The sequence below is a fragment of the Agromyces sp. NPDC055658 genome, from assembly GCF_053618155.1.
The window spans coordinates 1-14,775 of the sequence record NZ_JBSHHD010000055.1 but is presented as its reverse complement, the minus strand read 5'-3'; the positions used below and the strand labels follow the sequence as shown (position 1 = coordinate 14,775).

The 14,775-nt window shown below is 70.8% G+C and carries 14 protein-coding genes; 6 read left to right on the top strand and 8 right to left on the bottom strand.

The genetic code is table 11. From position 1 onward, the window contains the following. Positions 1-56: 56 nt before the first annotated feature. Positions 57-452 carry an SHOCT domain-containing protein gene (locus ACWGPE_RS17765; protein WP_231430839.1) on the bottom strand — a complete coding sequence of 132 codons (396 nt, stop codon included), beginning with the start codon at positions 450-452 and terminating at the stop codon, positions 57-59. 197 nt (positions 453-649) lie between these two features. Here ACWGPE_RS17765 and ACWGPE_RS17760 point away from each other — a divergent pair, with 197 nt between their 5' ends. From ACWGPE_RS17760 to ACWGPE_RS17750, 3 genes are all read left to right on the top strand, one after another. Beyond that, complete coding sequence (locus tag ACWGPE_RS17760; RefSeq protein ID WP_231430838.1) at positions 650-1,138, top strand: Dps family protein; 489 nt, start codon at positions 650-652, stop codon at positions 1,136-1,138. Between the two features lie 198 nt (positions 1,139-1,336). Then, a complete protein-coding gene (locus ACWGPE_RS17755; protein ID WP_452049184.1) occupies positions 1,337-2,245 on the top strand; it encodes an alpha/beta fold hydrolase in 909 nt (302 codons plus the stop codon). 49 nt (positions 2,246-2,294) lie between these two features. After that, complete coding sequence (locus tag ACWGPE_RS17750) at positions 2,295-2,993, top strand: hypothetical protein (RefSeq protein WP_452049183.1); 699 nt, start codon at positions 2,295-2,297, stop codon at positions 2,991-2,993. Positions 2,994-2,997: 4 nt separating this feature from the next. On the opposite strand, the gene ACWGPE_RS17745 is transcribed toward ACWGPE_RS17750, so the two are convergent. The 7 genes from ACWGPE_RS17745 to ACWGPE_RS17715 all read right to left on the bottom strand — a co-directional run bounded on the left by ACWGPE_RS17745 (position 2,998) and on the right by ACWGPE_RS17715 (position 10,115). Beyond that, complete coding sequence (locus tag ACWGPE_RS17745; RefSeq protein WP_231430835.1) at positions 2,998-3,657, bottom strand: response regulator transcription factor; 660 nt, start codon at positions 3,655-3,657, stop codon at positions 2,998-3,000. 123 nt (positions 3,658-3,780) lie between these two features. Continuing rightward, positions 3,781-5,178, bottom strand: coding sequence for a sensor histidine kinase (locus tag ACWGPE_RS17740; protein WP_452049182.1), 1,398 nt, complete (start codon positions 5,176-5,178; stop codon positions 3,781-3,783). Further along, positions 5,168-6,724, bottom strand: a complete 1,557-nt coding sequence (locus ACWGPE_RS17735) for a multicopper oxidase family protein (RefSeq protein ID WP_452049181.1) — start codon at positions 6,722-6,724, stop codon at positions 5,168-5,170. Before ACWGPE_RS17735 ends, ACWGPE_RS17740 begins: the two co-directional genes overlap by 11 nt. Positions 6,725-6,805: 81 nt before the next feature. Continuing rightward, positions 6,806-7,810: an Fpg/Nei family DNA glycosylase gene (locus tag ACWGPE_RS17730; RefSeq protein ID WP_231430832.1), complete on the bottom strand. Its 1,005-nt coding sequence runs from the start codon at positions 7,808-7,810 to the stop codon at positions 6,806-6,808. 4 nt (positions 7,811-7,814) lie between these two features. After that, positions 7,815-8,330 (bottom strand): ribose-5-phosphate isomerase, encoded by a 516-nt coding sequence (locus ACWGPE_RS17725; protein WP_275506889.1) that lies wholly within the window; start codon positions 8,328-8,330, stop codon positions 7,815-7,817. A 9-nt stretch (positions 8,331-8,339) separates the two neighbouring features. After that, positions 8,340-9,332: a DUF2332 domain-containing protein gene (locus tag ACWGPE_RS17720; protein WP_452049180.1), complete on the bottom strand. Its 993-nt coding sequence runs from the start codon at positions 9,330-9,332 to the stop codon at positions 8,340-8,342. A 78-nt stretch (positions 9,333-9,410) separates the two neighbouring features. Further along, complete coding sequence (locus tag ACWGPE_RS17715) at positions 9,411-10,115, bottom strand: DUF998 domain-containing protein (protein ID WP_231430829.1); 705 nt, start codon at positions 10,113-10,115, stop codon at positions 9,411-9,413. Positions 10,116-10,302: 187 nt separating this feature from the next. Between ACWGPE_RS17715 and ACWGPE_RS17710 the strand changes: the two genes are divergently transcribed. The 3 genes from ACWGPE_RS17710 to pepN all read left to right on the top strand — a co-directional run bounded on the left by ACWGPE_RS17710 (position 10,303) and on the right by pepN (position 14,728). Continuing rightward, positions 10,303-10,656, top strand: coding sequence for a YciI family protein (locus tag ACWGPE_RS17710; RefSeq protein ID WP_231430828.1), 354 nt, complete (start codon positions 10,303-10,305; stop codon positions 10,654-10,656). A 55-nt stretch (positions 10,657-10,711) separates the two neighbouring features. After that, a complete protein-coding gene (locus ACWGPE_RS17705) occupies positions 10,712-11,977 on the top strand; it encodes an RNA polymerase sigma factor (protein WP_452049185.1) in 1,266 nt (421 codons plus the stop codon). A 180-nt stretch (positions 11,978-12,157) separates the two neighbouring features. Beyond that, on the top strand, positions 12,158-14,728 hold the full coding sequence (gene pepN / locus ACWGPE_RS17700) for an aminopeptidase N (RefSeq protein WP_231430827.1): 2,571 nt from the start codon (positions 12,158-12,160) through the stop codon (positions 14,726-14,728). The last annotated feature ends 47 nt before the right edge of the window (positions 14,729-14,775 follow it).

The window sequence follows — 14,775 nt, the reverse complement described above, 5'->3', positions numbered from 1 at the left end:
CCGCGACACCGTCGCGGGGCCGTTCTGGTATCTCCGGCTCAGTACCGTTCTCCTGCTCAGTACTTGTTGCCGATCGCCTTGTTCTTGATCGCCTCGAACTCGCCCTGCGTGATCGTGCCCGCGTCGAGCAGCGCCTTCGCCTTCGCGATCTCGTCGGCGGGATTCGCGAACGAGACCGAGCGGATGTACTCCTCGCTGTACTCCTGGTACTCGCGTTGCTTGCGCCCCGCACGCTCCGCCATGCCGTTGCCGCGCGCGATCAGGTACACGAGCGCGGTGATGAACGGCACGAAGATCAGGAAGATCGTCCAGGCCGCCTTGGCCCACCCGTTCAGCTCGTGGTCGCGGAAGATGTCGATGAGGATGTAGACGAGCGCGAAGATGTACGCCACGTAGGCGAACATCCAGAAGAGGAACCAGAACCAGTCCCACACGCTGTTGAGGAAGTACATGGCAGACCCTTTCGTTCGTGCGGCCAAATTATCGGTTCGACGGCAAGGAACGCGAGCATGACGCGCGGCACTGGGCCGCGACATCCGGTCATTGTCGGCCATGCCGTGTCATGAAGCCAGCCCTGCCTACCCTTCCTTGAAATACCGGGGCAGGTGCGTAGCGTTGAGGAGGACATACTCCAGGGAAGGTGGACACGATGACCGACATCCAGACCGCACCGAAGACCGGCTCGAACGCCGACGTCGCCGCAGGCGTCGCCCAGTACCTCACCCCCGTCGTGCATGAGCTCGTCGCCCTCGTCGTCAACGGCAAGCAGGCGCACTGGCACGTTCGCGGCGCGAACTTCATCGCCGTGCACGAACTGCTCGACGACGTCGTCGCCCACGCGCAGGAGTGGGCCGACCTCGCGGCCGAACGCGTCGTCGCCCTCGGGCTGCCGATCGACGGGCGCCTCGGGACCGTCGCCGCGAAGAGCGGCGCCAAGGACCCGAAGCTCGGCTTCCTCTCGTACGAGGAGGCGATCACGGGCGTCGTGACCCAGATCGACCTCGCGACCGAGAAGGTCAACGCCGCGATCGACGGGCTCGCCGACCTCGACCCCGCCAGCCAGGACGTGGTGATCGAGATCCGTCGCGGCCTCGACAAGGACCGCTGGTTCCTGTTCTCGCACATCGCCGTCGAGTAGGCGACTCCCGACGGGCTGACGGGCCCGGATGCCGCACGCCGGGCGCCCCGGTGGCCCGGCGTCCGGGCCCGAGCCGTCTCCGACGCGGCAGCGGGCGGGATTTCACGCGGTTCGCACGAACCGCACGTGCCGCGGGTGCGCGAGAATCGTCCCAGGGCCCGAAACCGACCGGGCGGCACGACGGAAGGGGATGCGACGATGGCGAGCACAGAGGCAGCCTCGAACCGGCATCGGGAGCGCAAGACGCCCAAGCGCCCGCAGTCGAAGCTCGCCGAGCACTGGACCAACGTCGACGGCCTCGACGTCTTCTACCGGGAGTCGCCGGCGCCGCCGCCCGGCGCTGCCGTCGTCATGCACGTGCACGGGTTCGGGCTGTCGGGGCATTACCTGCTGCCCACCGCCGAACTCCTCGCCGACGACTTCCACACGCTCGTGCCCGACCTGCCGGGTTTCGGGCGCAGCGCACGGCGCTCGCGCTCGGAAGGCCTCACCCTGGGCTCGCTCGCAGAGGCGGCCGCCAGGTTCCTCGACGACCGCGGCATCGAGAAGGCCACCCTCGTGGGCAACTCGATGGGCTGCCCGGTGATCTGCGAGTTCGGCCACCACTTCCCCGACCGTCTCGAGCGGGCGATCCTCGTCTCGCCGGCCGGCGGCTACCACAACCAGCCCCTCGCCCGCGCGATGGTGCAGCTCGCGCGCGACGGCGGCCGCGAGCCGAAGCGCATGGTGCGCGTCGCCGCACCCGACTACCTGAAGTTCGGCGTCGCGAGCACCGTCAAGATGTTCGGCGCACTGACCCGGTACCCCACGCTCGAGCGCCTCCTCTCGCTGCCGGTGCCGATCCTGGCCGTCATCGGCGACCGCGACCCGCTCATGCCCGACCCGGCGCGCGTGCACGAGGTCGTCGCCCATGTCGACACCGACGTGATCGTCGTCGTGATGGAGGGCGCGGCGCACGCCATCAATTTCAGCCACCCCGGCGAGCTCGCGCACATCATCCGGCAGTTCATGGCCGATGAGCCGATCACCGACGACCCCGACTCCCCCGGCGAGACCAAGGTCATCGAGCTGCATCGAGGCGCGCGCCGCGACGACTCCGACGACTGAACACGCCGCGATGATGGCGGGCCGCCCGGCCCGGGTGGAGAATGCCGATATGGCGACGGTCGAACCCGAGCCCGAGCCGTCGACCCACGGCGACACCGCATCGTTGAGCGATGCGCAGCGATCGCTGCGCGCGCAGATGCTCGCGACCGAGCACTGGAGCCTGCTCGCATCGAGGAGCACCACGCAGAGCGAGGTGCTCACCCGCATCGCGATCTTCCTCACCCTCGTGTCGGCGGGACTCGTCTCGCTCGGCGTGCTCGGCAACGCGACCGGCTTCCGCGGGTGGTTCGGCGCGGCCGCCCTCGGGGTGCTCGCACTGCTGGTGCTGCTCGGGGTGATCACCCAGCTGCGGGTGTTCAACACGGCGACCGAGGACCTCGTCTACGTCCTCGCGATGAACCGCCTCCGCCGGGCGTACGTGGATCTCGACCCCGGCATCGAGCCCTATCTCATGACCGGTACGACCGACGACGAGGCCGGCGCGAAGACGACCTACTTCCCGTTCGCGGCGCGCGATCGTTCGCAGGTGTTCGCGAGCTCGATGATGGTCATGCTCGTGGTGAACACGGCGCTCGTCGGCCTCTTCATCGGCGCGCTGGTCTTCCCTGCGACCGGGTCGATCGCGTGGTCGATCGCCCTCGGCGCGCTCGCCGCCGTCGCCCAGTTCGTGCTCTGGATGCTACGGGGCTATCGCAGCTATCGCGGAGTGTTCGCCGCCCACGCACCGCTGCGGGGCACGACGCGGTGAGCGTTCAGCGCTGCAGCCAGGTGAGCACCGCGAGGACGCGCCGGTGATCGGTGCCCGAATCCTCGAGGCCGAGCTTCTGGAAGATCGACGTCACGTTCTTCTCGACCGCGCCGACCCCGATGAAGAGCTGCTTCGCGATGCCGGCATTCGTGCGGCCCTCGGCCATGAGCTCCATGACCTCCCGCTCGCGCGGGGTCAGGGTGGCGAGCGGGTCGCTGCGCCGGGCGAGCAGTTCGCGCACGACCTGGGGGTCGAGCACCGTGCCGCCCTCGCTGACCCGTTCGACCGCGTCCTCGAGTTCGTCGAGGGAGGCCACCCGGTCTTTCAGCAGGTAGCCCATGCCCCCCTCGCCCGACGAGAGGAGCTCGTGCGCGTACGTGCCCTCGACGTACTGGCTGAGCAGCAGCACGCCGAGTCCGGGGCGGCGCTTGCGCAGCTCGATCGCCGCGCGAACGCCCTCGTCGCGGAACGTGGGCGGCATGCGCACGTCGAGCACGGCGAGGTCGGGATCCGTCTCGTCGATCGCGGCGAGCAGGGAGTCGGCTTCGCCGTAGGCGGCGACCGTCTCGAAGCCGGCCTCGTCGAAGAGGCGCACGAGCCCCTCGCGCAGGAGCACCGAGTCTTCGGCGAGGACGATGCGGAGGGGCCGGGCCGAGTCGGTCATGCCCCCCACATTATCGGGGGCGGACGACCCGGGGCGGGCGTGCGCCGGGGCGGGGTCTTGCCCCTCCGTCGCCGCTCGAACGCCCCGGTGCCGTCGTCGCTCGACCGCCGGCGCGGCTCGCGGCTACCCGACCAGCGGGCTGTACGGGATGTGCGCGCCGATCGTCGTCGGGCCGCCGGCGGGGCTGTCGACCACGAACAGTCCGCGCAGACCGTTGACCCGCTCGGCGAGTCCGGCGAGTCCGTGCCCGGGCACCGTCGATGCGCCGCCCCGGCCGTTGTCGGTCACCCAGACGTCGACCCAGTGCCCCGTGGCGCCGGTGTCGCGCGTCGAGACGGCGAGCCGCACGCTCGTCGCCTCGGCGTGCTTCGCCGCGTTGGTCAGGAGTTCGGCGGCCACGAAGTAGACGTTGCGTTCGATCGGGGCCGGCAGCGAGGCATCCTCGGGCAGCGTGATCTGGACCGCGACCGGCACGGGGCTGCGCGCGGCGAGCGATTCGAGGCCGACGGCGAGCCCCCGGTCCTGCAGGATCGGCGGGGCGAAACCGCGTGAGAGCGCACGGAGTTCGTCGAGCGTCTCCCGCGCCTGGTCGCGCGCCTCGCCGAGCAGTTCGCGCGCCGACTCGGGATCGCGGTCGAGCTTGCGCTCGATGGCCGCGAGGTCCATCTGCAGGCGCACGAGCCGTTGCTGCGGCCCGTCGTGGATGTCCCGCTCGAGACGTCGCAGCGAGGCGTCCTCGGCCTGCACGGCGGCGCCGCGCGAAGCAGCCAGCTGCGCGACCTCGCGCTCGAGGGCCTCGGACCGCCATGCCCCGAGCATTCCGCGCGCGACCACGTCGTGCAGGAGCGTGAGCCCGCGGAAGACGTAGGGCAGCGTCGCGAGGAAGATCACGCCGAGGATGAGCTCGAAGACGGTCTCGCCGACCCGCGGGTCGAACTGCCACGTGTTGCCCGGGAACAGGAAGTCGAGCACGGTGTCGAACAGCCAGAAGTCGTCGTCGGCGCGACCGTCGGGGATGTAGCGCTGCCAGATCCAGCCCGTCGTGCCGGCGAGCGCGACCGAGGTCCAGGCGACGGTCAGGATCCACGAGACGATGCTGACGATCGGGTTCACGACGAGCCCGTGCAGCAGGTACAGCCAGTAGTGCCCGTCGATGAAGGGCGCGAACATCGTGCGCCAGAAGCCCTGGTCGCGATCGCCCCGCTCCCAGGCGGGGCGGGCGACCTCGCGGCGACCGGCCCAGCGCAGCCGTACCAGCTCGAGCGTGCCGAAGCCGCGCGCCATGAACATCGAGGCGACCACGATGAAGATGCCGAAGACGAGGAAGATCAGGCCGAGCCCCGTGAAGAAGGTCGTCGACAGCAGCACGAGCGCCGTGATCGCGATCGGCATCGTCAGGATGAGGAAGGCGAACTCCCTGGGCACGGTCGCCCACAGCGCCCAGTAGCCGCGGCGCCGCGGCGCGGCATCGGTCGTGGTGTTCGTGGTCATCGCCTCGGTGCTCGTCGCCTCAGTGCTCATGGTGGGTTCCTCCCGTCATCGTGGCAGACCCGGTGGGATCGAGGGTCGCGGACTGACCTGGTTCGACGACGGCGAACTGCCCCATCATCCCCTGGTCCTCATGCCACAGCAGGTGGCAGTGGTACATGTACGGCGTGTCGGTGTCGGTGTAGTCCTCGAACCGCATCAGCAGCTCGTACTCGGTCTCGGGCTCGGTGAAGATCGTGTCCTTCCAGCCCGAGAGCTCGGGCGGCGGCGCCTCGCCGCCGATCGAGGCGATGCGGAACTGCACGTCGTGCACGTGGAAGCTGTGGGGCACCTGCGTCGCGTTCTCGACCACCCATCGTTCGAGCGTGTCGACCGTGACGGTCTCGTCGATGCGCCCCATGTCCATCGCCTCGCCGTTGATCTCGAAGCTGTCGCTGAGTTCGAAACGTCGGGTCGTCGCGACCTCGGTCTCGTCGATGTCGTCGATCGTGTTGAGCTGCGCCGGCACCGCTGGCGCCGGCTCGAGCGCGTCCCCAGCGCGCACCTCGAGGACGTCGAACGCGTCGCTGCCGCCGTTCGTCGCCGCGACCGGCCCGACGAGGCCGGCGACCTCGGGCGTCATCCTCGATTGCAGCACCACGCGCTGGCCGGGCGTGACCCGCAGCAGGACCTCGGCGCGCTCGCCGGGCGACAGGCGCACCTGGTCGAGCTCGACGGATGCCTCGAGCAGGCCGCCGTCGGTCGCGATGAGCTGGACGGGGCGGGCGTCGCTCCAGGTGAACGCGTAGGTGCGCGCCGTCGAGGCGTTGAGCAGCCGCAGCCGAACGAGCTCGTCGGTCACCTCGAGGTAGGGACTGCGCGTGCCGTTCACGATGAGTTCGTCGCCGAGCCCGCCCGCGTAGGTGCGCTGCCTCGATTCCTGCTCGCCCTCGGCCGAGAACCCCGTGTCCTGCACGATGACCGGGATGTCGTCGACGCCGTACTCGCCCGGCAGCCCGAGCGAGCGCTCGTGCTCGTCATGGAGGATGAACATGCCGGCGAGTCCGCGTGCGACGTGGTCCTCGGTCTCGCCGTGCGGGTGGGGGTGGTACCAGAGGGTCGCCGCCTGCTGGTCGATGTCCCACTCGGGCGACCACGAGGCGCCCGGTTCGACCATCTGGTGGGGACCGCCGTCCATCTCGGGCGGCAGGTGCATGCCGTGCCAGTGCACGGTCGTCGGTTCGTCGAGCGAGTTCGTCACCTCGACGCGCACGTGCTCGCCGCGGTCGGCGACGAGCGTCGGGCCGAGGTAGCTGCCGTTGAACCCCCACGTGTCGCTCGGTTCGCCCGGCTCGAACTCGGTCGCGCCGGCCTGCGCCTCGAGGGAGAAGACGCGGGTTCCGTCGGCGTCGACCGTCGATTCGACGAGCGGCGGGATCACGAGCGGGCGGTCGAAGTCGACCTTCCCGATCGTGGAGACCGGAGCGGGGGTGACGAGGCCGCAACCGGCGAAGGCGACGGCGACGAGGCCGCCGGCGGCGATGGCGGCGATGGCGCTGCCGATTGCGGCGCGCGGCCTGCGGAGACGTGTCTGAAGCATGCCTCCAGCCTCGCGAGCGGCGCGCAGCCAGCACAGCCGGCGTGCGCCCGGATCGCGGCGGGGGTTATCCCCACCGTGCCGTCACGCCTGGCAGGACGGGCACCAGTAGAGCTTGCGGGCGCCCATCTCTTCGAGCACGATGTGCGTGCCGCAGACCCGGCACGGCAGGCCTTCGCGCTTGTACACCCAGTGCCGGTCTTCGCGGCTCGCCATGGCGGCGCGGTACGCCTCGGGGTCGAGGTCGTCCATCGTCATCATCTGGCCGGTCTCGACGCCGATGCGCAAGAGTTTCGACCAATCGCGCCAGAGCTCGCGCACGAGCTCCTCGGGCACCTGCTTGCCCGGCGTGTGCGGATTGAGGCGCGCCCGGAACAGCAGCTCGGCGCGGTAGACGTTGCCGATGCCGGCGACGACGTTCTGATCCATGAGCAGCAGCCCGATGGGCGTCGGCTTCTTGCGGACGACGCTCGTGAAGCGCTCCTCGGCGACGGCGCCTGGATCGAGCAGCGGGTCGGGGCCGAGCTTCGCGACGATCGCCTCGACCTGGGCGGGGTCGAGCACCTCGCACGCGGTCGGCCCGCGGAGGTCGGCGCAGATCGTGTCGGTGAGCAGCCGAACCCGCACCTGCCCGATCGGTTCGGGCGGGAACGTCTCGAGGCCGTTGCCCTCCTTCTCGGATTCCGACATGCGCAGCCGCGTCGTGCGGGGCGCCCCGATCGAGGTGAGCGAGTTCTCTCCGGCCGAGTCGAAGACGACGGCGTCGGGGTTGGGCGCGTCGAGGAACGTGCCGCGCTGGTTCGTCTGCCCCATGCGCCCGTTCGCCGATGCGATCGTGGCATCCATGAGGATGTCGCCCGCGAAGTCCCAGGCACCGTACATGCCGAGGTGCACGCGCAGCCAGACGTCGCCCTCGAATCCGAGGAACATCTGCTTCCCCACGGCGCGCGCATCGATCATGCGTCGGCCGTCGAGCTCGGCGGCGCCGACGGCGAACCGGCCCTGCGGGCTCGAGGCGTGCACGACGTGGCCGACGAAGTTGCGCTCGAACTGCCGGGTGATGCGGTGGACGGAGTGGCCTTCGGGCACCCTGCTACTCCGCCGGCGCCTCGGCGCGCGGCTCGACGTCCACGCCCTTGCCTGCGATGTCGCCCGTCGTCTCGTACTCTGCGAGCTGCGCGATGCGGCGCACGTGGCGCTCGTCGCCCGAGAACGGCTCGGCGATGAATGCATCGATGTAGCGGATCGCCTCTTCGACGGTGTGCTGGCGCGCACCGATCGAGATGACGTTGGCGTCGTTGTGCTCCCGGGCGAGGATCGCGGTGTCCATGCTCCAGACGAGGGCGGCGCGGATGCCCTTCACCTTGTTCGCGGCGATCTGCTCGCCGTTGCCCGAGCCGCCGAACACGACGCCGAGGGCCTTCACGCCGGCGGCCTGGTCGCGCGCGACGCCGAGCGCGGCATTGATGCAGAACGCCGGGTAGTCGTCGAGCGCGTCGTACTCGACCGGGCCGTGGTCGATCACCTCGTGACCGCCGTTCGACAGGTGGGCCTGGAGGGTCCGGCTGAATTCGAGGCCGGCGTGGTCGGTCGCGATGTGGATGCGCATGCAGCAATTCTAGGGATTCGGCACCCACGTGACGGCGCGCCCGTGCGGCTGCGCCCACGCCCGCTGCACCCCGTCGAGCGCGAGCACGAAGTCGGTCGAATCGTTGGGCACGTCGTCGCGGACGCGGATGCCCGGCACGATCGATCGCCCCTCGACCGAGAGCCAGTGACCCGGCAGCTCGCGCACCGTCTCGACGAACCGGGCGCGCGCGGGCTCGTCGAGGTAGGCGATGACGGCGGTGTGGAGGACGACGAGGGTCGCCTCGGCGGGCGCCTCCGCGGCGAGCGCGGCGAGCCGCTCGTTGAGGTCGCCCGCTTCGAGGCGCGGCGGATCGGCGGCGACGATCGTCGCCGCGGCGCGCAGCCGCTCGCGGCGGTCGTCGTGCTCGGGCCAGATGAGCGCGTCGAGCCAGGCGAGGTCGTCGGGGTCCGTGACGTCGAGCGGATTGAGGTCGATGCCGGCGCGCCAGGCGACCTCGGGCAGGCTGGCGGGTACGGGCACCGGTTCGGTGCCGCGCGTCTCGCAGTCGAGGATGACGCGGCTCGTGCCGTCGGCCGGGTCGAGTCGCCCGTGGCCCGGGTATCGGTAGCTGTACCGGTCGGGGTACAGGCAGAGGCCCGCCGAGGCGCCGACCTCGAGGAGCGCGAGCGGGCCCGGGATCTCGGCGAGCGCGGGAACGTGCAGTGCGCAGCGGCCGGCTTCGTTGGTCTGGGTGGCGTGGGTCTCGGCGGTCTCGCGCACCTCGGGCCAGTGCGCCGCCAGCCACCGCCTGAAGTCGTCGTACGGCGCCGGTTCCGAACCGTGGAATCGCGCGGCCGAGAACACGAGGTTCGGCTGGCGCTTCGCCGGCGGAAGCTCGTCGATGAGCGCGATCGTCGCCGGGTCGTCGGCGACGCCGAGCGCCCATGCATCGTACGTCTCCGACATCCCGCGGGCCTCGACCTCGGCGAACGCGCGGTAGCGCTCGGCGGTCGGGGCGTCGTTGTCGACGGTGGTGCGCATGGGGTCAGGCTACGCCTGCGGCGCGGCGACGGGGATGCCTCGGCGGGAGCTGCGGCATCCCGTCGCCGGAGCGCTCCCTCACACGTCCTCGGTCATCGGCGGCCGGAGCAGCGAGATCGCGTACGCAGCGATCCAGGCGAATCCGAGGGCGACGCCGAGGAGGAGCCGCACGCTCATGCCGGGCCCGAACGGGACGCAGAGCACGAGGCAGGCGACGCCGATCACCCGCGACCAGGCCGCCGCAGCGCGGTGCCCCTCCCAGGCGAGTCGGCGGGCGACGACCCACGTCGCGGCGACGAGCGCGAGGAACGCGAGCGGCGCCGCGAACGCGTGCAGCCACCCGTGCAGGGTCAGCTCGGTCGGCGTGCCGGCGGGCGCACCGGCCGGGAAGCCGAGCGCCGGGTCGGCGGTGAACGCCCCGCCGAGCACGAGCCCGACTCCGTAGAGCGCGAACAGCACCGGGGCCGCGATGCGTCCGGGCCCGTCGCCGAGGCTCCGGCGAGCGCCCGCGGCGAACGCGAGCATGAGCACGCCCGCGATGACGAAGTTCGCGATCTGCACCCAGCCGAGGTCGCCGAGCGAGAGCAGGCTGAGCGGGTGCCGGGCCAGATCGAATCCCTCGCGGGTGAGGACCTGCGCGACGCCCACCACGACGAAGAGCGGTCCGGCGACGACCCCTGCGGCGACGAGACCGCGCGTCGCGGGGTCGCCGGCACGGGCGGCACGTCGTCGGTCGGCGGTCTCGCCCGGTTCGGCGCTCGAGCGGTCGATGCGGGTATCCATGGTGGTGCTCCTTCCGGTCGTGACCCGGTCGATCGACCGGGTCGTTCACCATGGCGTCGCCGCGAGGCATCCGATCTCGACATCGATTCGCAGAATTTCTCGCGACCGTGTCGAGAACCGGCAGGAACCGCCGACGCTATCGTGAAGGCACACGCCACCCGGGCGGGCCTCATCGAGGAGGAATCCGATGCGTTACCTGTGCATGATGAAGTCGAGCGAGTCGAACGGCGAGACGCCGCCGGCCGTCTACGAGGCGATGGCCGAGTACGACCGCTGGGGCCGCGCGAACGGCGTGCTGCTCGACAGCCGGGGACTGCTGCCCAGCGAGACCGGCGCGATCATCTCGCTGGCCGACGGCGACATCAAGGCCGTCGACGGTCCGTTCACCGAGGCGAAGGAGCTCGTCGGCGGCTACGCCGTGATCGAGGTCGGCACCCGGGAGGAGGCGCTCGAGCTCGGCCGACGGCTCATGCAGATCCACAAGGACTTCTGGCCGGGATTCGTCGGCAGCGTCGAGATCCGGCAGATCGCAGAGTTCTGACGCCCCGGCGGTTGCGGCCGCGTGGCGCGCGTGGTCTCATGCACCCGTGAGCGAGATGACCACGCGCGCCGCGATCGAGGCGGTCTGGCGGCTCGAGTCGGCGCGCATCATCGCCGCGCTCGTTCGCATCGTGCGCGACGTCGGCCTCGCGGAGGACGTCGCGCAGGACGCGGTCATCGCGGCGCTCTCGCAGTGGCCGGCGTCGGGGATCCCCGACAACCCGGGCGCGTGGCTCATGACCACGGCCAAGCGGCGGGCGGTCGACGCGTTCCGGCGTCGCGCACGGAACGACGAGACGGCGGCCGCGCTCGCGCGCGAGCTCGAGCAGACGATCGACGACGACCCGGCTGCGGGCATCGACCACGTCGAGGACGACGTGCTGCGGCTGATGTTCATCTGCTGCCACCCCTCGCTCACGCAGGAGGCGCAGACGACGCTCACGCTGAAGCTCGTCGCCGGGTTGACGACCAGAGAGATCGCGCGGGCCTTCCTCACGACCGAATCGACGATCGCGCAGCGCGTCTCACGGGCGAAGCGCACGCTCGCCGACACCGGGGCGGCGATCGAGGAGCCGAGCGGCGACGAGCGCGCGGCACGGCTCGAGACCGTGCTCCGTGTCGTGTACCTCCTCTTCAACGAGGGCTACTCGGCGACCGAGGGCGACGACTGGGTCCGCCCGGCGCTCTGCGACGAGTCCGTACGGCTGGGGCGCATCCTCACGGCGATCGTGCCCGAGGGCCCCGAGGTGCACGGGCTCTCGGCGCTCATGGAGCTCCAGTCGTCGCGGCTCGCCGCGCGCATCGGCACCGACGGCGAACCGGTGCTGCTCGACGCGCAGGATCGCAGGCGATGGGATGCCGCGCGCATCCGCCGCGGCATCGAGGCCCTCGCGCGGGCGGAGTCGCTCGCCGTGGCCGGCGAGGGGCCCGGGCAGTACGCGCTGCAGGCGGAGATCGCCGCCGAGCACGCACGTGCGGCCTCGGTCGCCGACACCGACTGGGCGCGCATCGCCGACCTCTACGAGCAGCTCGGCCGGCGCACGGGCTCCCCCGTCGCCGAGCTCAACCGGGCCGTCGCGCTCGCCCGTGCCCACGGACCTGCGGCCGGGCTCGCACTGCTCGACCAGCTGGCCGAGCTGCAGGCGCTGCGCGGCTACCACCTCGTGCCGAGCGTGCGCGGCGACCTCCTCGAGCAGCAGGGCCGCGGCGCCGAGGCTGCCGCCGAGTTCGACCGGGCCGCCGCGATGACGGCGAACGAACGGGAGCGGCGACTGCTGCTGCATCGGGCGGAAGCGGCGCGGCGGCCGCCGTCCGATCGATGAGGTGATCGGCGGCGCCCGTCGCCGGTCGCCCTCCCGGCCTTCGGCGCAGCGGTCGTGTCGATCGTGCGCGGTTGAGGCGACCGTGCCGATCATCCGGCTACTCCACCGACGGCCCGAGGGCTAGGCTGGGACGCGTTGCCTGCGGCCACGAGCCGCGTCGATACTTGCGAAGGAGCGCACGTGCCCGGAGAGAACCTCACCCGACTCGAAGCCGAGGAGCGCGCCGCGCTCGTCACGGTGCACGACTACGACGTCGTGCTCGACGTCACCGTCGGCCCCGAGGTCTTCAAGACCACCACGACCGTGCGGTTCGACGCGGCCACGCCCGGCGCCTCGACGTTCATCGACGCGATCACCGCGACCGTGCACTCGGTCACCCTCAACGGGGTCGAGCTCGACCCGGCCGAGGTGAGCGACGGCGTGCGCATCCAGCTGCCGAACCTCCAAGCGCAGAACGTGCTCGTCGTCGAGGCCGACGGGCGATACATGAACACCGGCGAGGGCCTGCACCGCTTCGTCGACCCCGCCGACGGCGAGGTGTACCTCTACACCCAGTTCGAGGTGCCCGACTCGCGCCGCATGTTCGCCGTGTTCGAGCAGCCCGACCTGAAGGCCGCATTCACGTTCACCGTCACGGCCCCGTCGCACTGGCAGGTCGTCTCGAACATGCCGACGCCCGAGCCCGAGCTGCACCCGTCGGGCCGCCGCGCCGACGACGTCTCGACGGCGACGTGGTCGTTCGAGCCCACCCATCGCATCTCGAGCTACATCACGGCGCTCGTCGCCGGCCCCTACGACGTCGTGCGCGACGAGCTCATCTCGCGCGACGGCCGCGTCATCCCGCTCGGCGTGTTCAGCCGCAAGAGCCTGTCGCAGTACCTCGACGCCGACTACATCTTCGAGAAGACGAAGCAGGGCTTCGAGTACTTCGAGCAGAAGTTCGACGTGCCCTATCCCTTCACGAAGTACGACCAGCTCTTCGTGCCCGAGTACAACGCGGGCGCGATGGAGAACGCCGGGTGCGTCACCTTCACCGAGGTCTACGTCTTCCGTTCCAAGGTGACCGATGCCATCAAGGAGCGCCGGGTCGTCACGATCCTGCACGAGCTCGCGCACATGTGGTTCGGCGACCTCGTCACGATGAAGTGGTGGAACGACCTGTGGCTCAACGAGTCGTTCGCCGAGTGGGCCTCGACGATCGCGACCGCCGAGGCGACCGAGTGGCACCACGCGTGGACGACGTTCAACTCGATGGAGAAGAGCTGGGCGTACCGCCAGGACCAGCTGCCCTCGACCCACCCGATCGTCGCCGAGATCCGCGACCTCGAAGACGTGCTCGTGAACTTCGACGGCATCACGTACGCCAAGGGCGGCTCGGTGCTGAAGCAGCTCGCCGCCTGGGTCGGCATCGACGCGTTCTTCACTGGCGTCTCGGCGTACTTCAAGAAGCACGCGTGGGGCAACACGACCCTCGCCGACCTGCTCGCCGAGCTCGAGGTCGCCTCGGGCCGCGACCTGTCGGGCTGGTCGAAGCTGTGGCTCGAGACGGCGGGCGTCAACACGCTGCGCCCCGAGATCGAGACGGATGACTCGGGCGCGATCACGTCGTTCACGGTGCTGCAGTCGGCGCACCCCGACTACCCGACCATCCGACCGCACCGCCTCGCGATCGGCTTCTACAACCTGAAGGACGGCAAGCTGGTGCGCGAGCACCGCGTCGAGCTCGACGTCGACGGCGAGCGCACCGTGGTCGCCGAGCTCTCGGGTCTCGCTCGCCCCGACCTCGTGCTCCTCAACGACGACGACCTCGCCTACGCGAAGATCCGCCTCGACGAGGCATCGCAGAAGGTCGCGATCGCGAACCTCTCGAAGATCGAGGACCCGCTCGCCCGCGCGCTGGTCTGGTCGAGCGTCTGGGACGCGACGCGCGACGCCGAGACGAGCGCGAGCGACTACCTCGACCTCGTGCTCGGCAACATCGCGAGCGAGACCGAGTCGACGACGCTGCGCATCATCCTCGCGAACGCGCAGCTCGCCGCGAGCTCGTACGTCGCACCCGAGCACCGCGCCGACGCGCGCCGCACGCTCGCCGACGGGTTCTGGCAGCTCGCACAGCAGGCCGAGGCCGGCAGCGACGCGCAGTTCCAGTTCGTGAAGTCGTTCGCCGCGATCGCCGAGGCCGGCACCCAGGTCGACGCCCTCGCCGGTCTCTTCGACGGCTCGATCTCGCTCGACGGGCTCGACATCGACACAGACCTCGGCTGGGAGCTGCTCATCGCGCTCGTCGCCGCGGGCCGCGCCGGCGATGCCGAGATCGACGCCCGCCTCGCCACCGACAAGACCGCGACGGGCCAGGAGTCGGCGGCGCACGCCCGTGCGGCGATGCCGACCGCCGCGGGCAAGCAGCGCGCGTGGGACTCGATCGTCGTCGCCGACACCGCGACGAACTCGGTCGTCCGCACGACCGCCGCCGGCTTCGTGCGCGCCGACGAACAGTCGCTGCTCGCGCCCTTCATCGAGCGCTACTTCGGCATGATCGGCGAGGTCTGGAAGGCCCGCAGCTACGCGATCGCCGAGAAGCTCGTCGAGCTGCTCTACCCCGCCACGCTCGCGAACCGCGAGCTCGTCGACGCGAGCCACGCCTGGCTCGACCAGAACACCGATGCCGCGCCGGCCCTGCGCCGTCTCGTGATCGAGAACGTCGCCGGTGTCGAGCGCGCGCTCGCCGCGCAGGCGCGCGACGCGCAGTAGTCGCACCGCGGCCTCACCGGGGCGGCGGCGAGTGGTACCCCGGTACC

What these genes read in the sequence shown, in the direction of transcription:
- ACWGPE_RS17760 (WP_231430838.1), top strand. Translation starts at nt 650, where the DNA reads ATGACCGACATCCAGACCGCACCGAAGACCGGCTCGAACGCCGACGTC.
- ACWGPE_RS17750 (WP_452049183.1), top strand. Translation starts at nt 2,295, where the DNA reads ATGGCGACGGTCGAACCCGAGCCCGAGCCGTCGACCCACGGCGACACC.
- ACWGPE_RS17720 (WP_452049180.1), bottom strand. Translation starts at nt 9,332, where the DNA reads ATGCGCACCACCGTCGACAACGACGCCCCGACCGCCGAGCGCTACCGC.
- ACWGPE_RS17755 (WP_452049184.1), top strand. Translation starts at nt 1,337, where the DNA reads ATGGCGAGCACAGAGGCAGCCTCGAACCGGCATCGGGAGCGCAAGACG.
- ACWGPE_RS17740 (WP_452049182.1), bottom strand. Translation starts at nt 5,178, where the DNA reads ATGAGCACTGAGGCGACGAGCACCGAGGCGATGACCACGAACACCACG.
- ACWGPE_RS17745 (WP_231430835.1), bottom strand. Translation starts at nt 3,657, where the DNA reads ATGACCGACTCGGCCCGGCCCCTCCGCATCGTCCTCGCCGAAGACTCG.
- ACWGPE_RS17715 (WP_231430829.1), bottom strand. Translation starts at nt 10,115, where the DNA reads ATGGATACCCGCATCGACCGCTCGAGCGCCGAACCGGGCGAGACCGCC.
- ACWGPE_RS17725 (WP_275506889.1), bottom strand. Translation starts at nt 8,330, where the DNA reads ATGCGCATCCACATCGCGACCGACCACGCCGGCCTCGAATTCAGCCGG.
- ACWGPE_RS17765 (WP_231430839.1), bottom strand. Translation starts at nt 452, where the DNA reads ATGTACTTCCTCAACAGCGTGTGGGACTGGTTCTGGTTCCTCTTCTGG.
- ACWGPE_RS17705 (WP_452049185.1), top strand. Translation starts at nt 10,712, where the DNA reads ATGACCACGCGCGCCGCGATCGAGGCGGTCTGGCGGCTCGAGTCGGCG.
- ACWGPE_RS17710 (WP_231430828.1), top strand. Translation starts at nt 10,303, where the DNA reads ATGCGTTACCTGTGCATGATGAAGTCGAGCGAGTCGAACGGCGAGACG.
- ACWGPE_RS17735 (WP_452049181.1), bottom strand. Translation starts at nt 6,724, where the DNA reads ATGCTTCAGACACGTCTCCGCAGGCCGCGCGCCGCAATCGGCAGCGCC.